Genomic DNA, 449 nt, shown 5'->3' with positions numbered 1-449 from the left:
CGGATCGTCAAGTATCGGTGCATCGCCGGCGACCGGTCGCTCCCATTCCTCGCGTGTGAACGATCCGGCCGCGGCGCCATCGCCGGCTTTGACGGTTTGTATCCGTTCATTTCCCGATTGCCGAATGCGAAGCGACAGGCCGCGCTTGGACAGATCCCATCCGGGGGTGTCGAAATAGATGGATCTCTGCTGAAGAATGGTGGGCGAGGATCCGAACGGATTTTTCTTCAGGAGCGACCCTGCACCCAACTGCGATAGCTCCAGCTTCAGTTCTGTTTCCTGCATGGTGTTCTCGGCGCAGCGTCGCTTCACGGAGTCGAAGGACCCCACTACATGGTGCGTCATAAAGCTGTCACAAACAACCGCCCGACTCACCAGGGCAACGAGTTCAGGTTAACGGCGAGTTGTAATTTGTGGCACGGCGTAGGTTGGCGTGATTCAAGAGGCTT

The 449-nt window shown here is 57.7% G+C and carries 1 protein-coding gene; it reads right to left on the bottom strand.

The genetic code is table 11. The annotated features are described in order from the left end of the window. Nucleotides 1-375: CYTH domain-containing protein (locus AC0L16_RS33600; RefSeq protein ID WP_473625814.1), on the bottom strand; the 375-nt coding region annotated here is incomplete at its 3' end. Between the last annotated feature and the right edge of the window lie 74 nt (nucleotides 376-449).

Source organism: Mesorhizobium sp. WSM4848, assembly GCF_055811375.1.
Note: the sequence above shows the minus strand (reverse complement) of the source record. Positions and strands in the feature narration are given on the sequence as shown.